2 protein-coding genes are annotated in these 3,042 nt (G+C 76.4%); both read right to left on the bottom strand.

Translation table 11 applies throughout. The features are described from left to right. A partial coding sequence (locus DEH69_RS15480; RefSeq protein ID WP_181727447.1) for a beta-ketoacyl synthase N-terminal-like domain-containing protein occupies nucleotides 1–628 on the bottom strand: 628 nt, incomplete at its 3' end. Nucleotides 629–711: 83 nt separating this feature from the next. Next, a partial coding sequence (locus DEH69_RS15475) for an SDR family NAD(P)-dependent oxidoreductase (protein ID WP_113687557.1) occupies nucleotides 712–3,042 on the bottom strand: 2,331 nt, incomplete at its 5' end.

Genomic DNA, 3,042 nt, shown 5'->3' with positions numbered 1-3,042 from the left:
ACGACGACGAACACGCCGTGTCCACCGTCACCGCAGGACCCTCAAGACCCAGCGCATACGCCACCCGCCCCGACACCACGCTGGCGAGGCCGCCCGTGACCAGGTGTCCTTCGAGGCCGTCGGGGGCGTCGCGTAGCCGGGACCGGTACTCCTGGTAGGTGCAGCCCGCGAAGACGGCGGTGCGGGTGCCGCGCAGCGAGGTGGGGTCGATGCGGGCGTGTTCGGCGGCCTCCCACGCGGTTTCCAGGAGCAGGCGCTGCTGGGGGTCCATGGCCAGGGCCTCGCGGGGGGAGATCCCGAAGAGGCCCGCGTCGAAGTCCCCCGCGTCGTAGAGGAATCCGCCCGCGCGGACATAGCTCTTTCCCGGCCGGTCGGGGTCGGGGTCGTACAGGGCGTCGAGGTCCCAGCCCCGGTCGGTCGGCAACGGGCCGATCGCGTCCCGCCCTTCGGCCACCAGCTCCCACAACTCCTCGGGCGAGCCCACGCCCCCGGGGAAGCGACAGGCCATTCCCACGATCGCGATGGGCTCGTTGGCGCGCGCCTCGTGGTCCCTGAGGGCGCCCCGGGTGCGGTGCAGATCGGCCGTGATCCGCTTGAGGTAGTCCAGCAGCTTGTCCTGATCCGCCATGGGTGCCTGCCCTCTGGTCGCGGGGATGTCGTCGCGGTGGGGTGGTGGGGGAACGTGGGGGCGTGCGTGGGTGGGCGCCGGTGTCAGGCGCCGAACTCGTCGTCGATGAAGGCCATGACGGCCTCGGCGCTCGCGGCTTCGAGCCCGGCCGCGATGTCGTCGGCGTCGTGACCGCCGCCGGTTCCGGTACCGCCGCCGCCGGTGCCAGTTCCGGTTCCGGTTCCGGTGAGCGTCTCCAGGAGGGAGCGCAGGCGTACGGTGGCGCGCAGCCGGGTGTCGCCGTCCGGGGTCGTGGCGGTGAGCCGTTCGGCCAGCCGGTCGAGGTCGTCGAGGAGCGTTCCGGGGGTGCCGTTGCCGTTCTGCCCGTCGCCGCTGGGGAGTTGGGCGGCCAGGTGGCGGGCGACGGCGAGCGGGGTGGGGTGGTCGTAGACCAGGGCGGCGGGGAGGCGCAGCCCGGTGGCGGCGCCGAGCCTGTCGCGCAGTTCGAGCGCGGTGAGGGAGTCGAACCCGATGCCCCTGAACGCCCGTTCCGGCTGGACGCGTTCGGGGGTGTCGTGGCCGAGGACGTCGGCCACGACACGGCGCACGAGGCCGAGCAGGGCCTCCTCCCGGTCGGGCCCCCCGAGCCCGAGCAGGTCGGACAGGCCGGGCGGGGCCTCGGCTGGCGCGTTCGGCTCGTTCGACTCGGCCGGGTAGGCGGGGCCGTGGGCGCGCAGGGCGGCGACGGGCGGCAGGTCGTGGAAGAGCGGCCGGGGGCGCGCCGCGCTGAACAGCGGGTAGAAGCGTTCCCAGTCCATCGGCGCCACGCTGACGGCGGCCTCGTCGCGGTCCAGGGCGCGCCGCAGGGCGGCGAGGCCGAGCCGGGGCTCGATCAGGCCGAGGCCGCGCCGGTGCAGCAGGGCGGGGTCGGCGCTCTCCATGATTCCGCCGCGACCCGCCTCGCCGCCTTCGGCGCCGGGGAACGCGTTCCACACGCCCCACGCCACGCTGGTGACGGGGAGGCCCCTGGCGCGGTGGTGTTCGGCGAGGGCGTCGAGGTACGCGTTGGCGGCGGCGTACGAGGCGTGCTCGGATGTGCCCCACACGCCCGCGATGGAGGAGAAGAGGACGAGGGCGTCGAGGCGTTCGGGGTCGAGGAGTTCGAGCAGGTGGCGGGCGCCCTCGGCCTTGGCCGCCATGCCCTGGGCGAGCGCGTCGGGCCCGGTGGCCCCGACCGTGGTGAGGTCTGCGACCCCCGCGGCGTGGATGACGGTGGTGGGCGCCTCGTCCCGGTCGGCGAGGCGTTCGAGCAGGGCGTGGACGGCGTCGCGGTCGGCGACGTCGCAGGGCTCGACGGTCACCCGGGTGCCCGAGGCGCGCAGCTCGGCGGCCAGCTCCGCTGCGCCGGGCGCTTCGGGGCCGCGCCGCCCGGTCAGCACCAGGTGCTCGGCGCCCTCGGCGGCGAGCCAGCGGGCGAGGATGCCGCCGAGGGCGCCGGTGCCACCGGTGATCAACGCGGTGCCGCGCGGCTGCCAGCGGCGGCGGGCGGGGGCCGGGTCGGCGGGGACGAGGCGCCGCGCCAGGGTGCCGTGAGGGCGCACCGCGAGCTGGTCCTCGCCGTCGGGGGCGGCGAGGGCGCGGCACAGGCGGCGGAGCAGGCGGGCGTCGAGGGGCGTGGGAGGAGCCGGGAGGTCGATCAACCCGCCCCAGCGCTCCGGGTGTTCAAGGGCGATGACCCGGCCAAGGCCCCAGGCCATGGCCTGCCGGGGGTGGTGCGGTGGCTCGGTGGGTCCGGTGCCGACAGCGCCGCGGGTGACCAGCCACAGGGGGGCGGGGCCTTCGATGGCCCGGGCGAGGGACAGGGTCAGGGCGAGCCCCGTGGTGAGCCCGGGGTGGGCGGGGTGTGGCCGTTCGTCGATGGCGAGGAGGGAGAGCACGCCCGAGGGCGCGGGCGCGTCGGCCAGCGCGGAGCGCAGATGGGCGGCGAGCGTCGCGCGGTCGGCGTGGTCCGCGGTCAGCTCGACGGCGCGGACCGTGGCTCCCCGGTCGCCGAGCGCGGTGGCGGCCAGGGCGGCGACAGGGGCCGCCGCGGGGTCGTCCGCCAAGGAGACGACCAGCCATGTGCCGGTTGGATCGGGGGAGTTGGCGTTCTCGGGGGTGGGCTTCCAGGTGATGCGGTAGCGCCACCCGTCCACGGTCGACGCGTCGCGGCCGCGGGCGCGCCAGGTGGCGAGGGCGGGGAGAACGGTGGCGAGCGGCGCGTCGGGGGCGATGGCGAGGTCGGTGGCGAGCGCGGCGACGTCGCGGCGTTCGACGGTCTCCCAGAAGCGGGCGTCGGCGCCGGGCGCGGCGGCCGTGGGCTTCTGGCGTGCGGGCGCTTCGAGCCAGTAGCGGCGGTGCTGGAAGGCGTAGGTGGGCAGGTCGACGGCGTGGCC

Source organism: Streptomyces sp. PT12, from assembly GCF_003311645.1.
Classification (GTDB): Bacteria; Actinomycetota; Actinomycetes; order Streptomycetales; family Streptomycetaceae; genus Streptomyces.
Note: the sequence above shows the minus strand (reverse complement) of the source record. Positions and strands in the feature narration are given on the sequence as shown.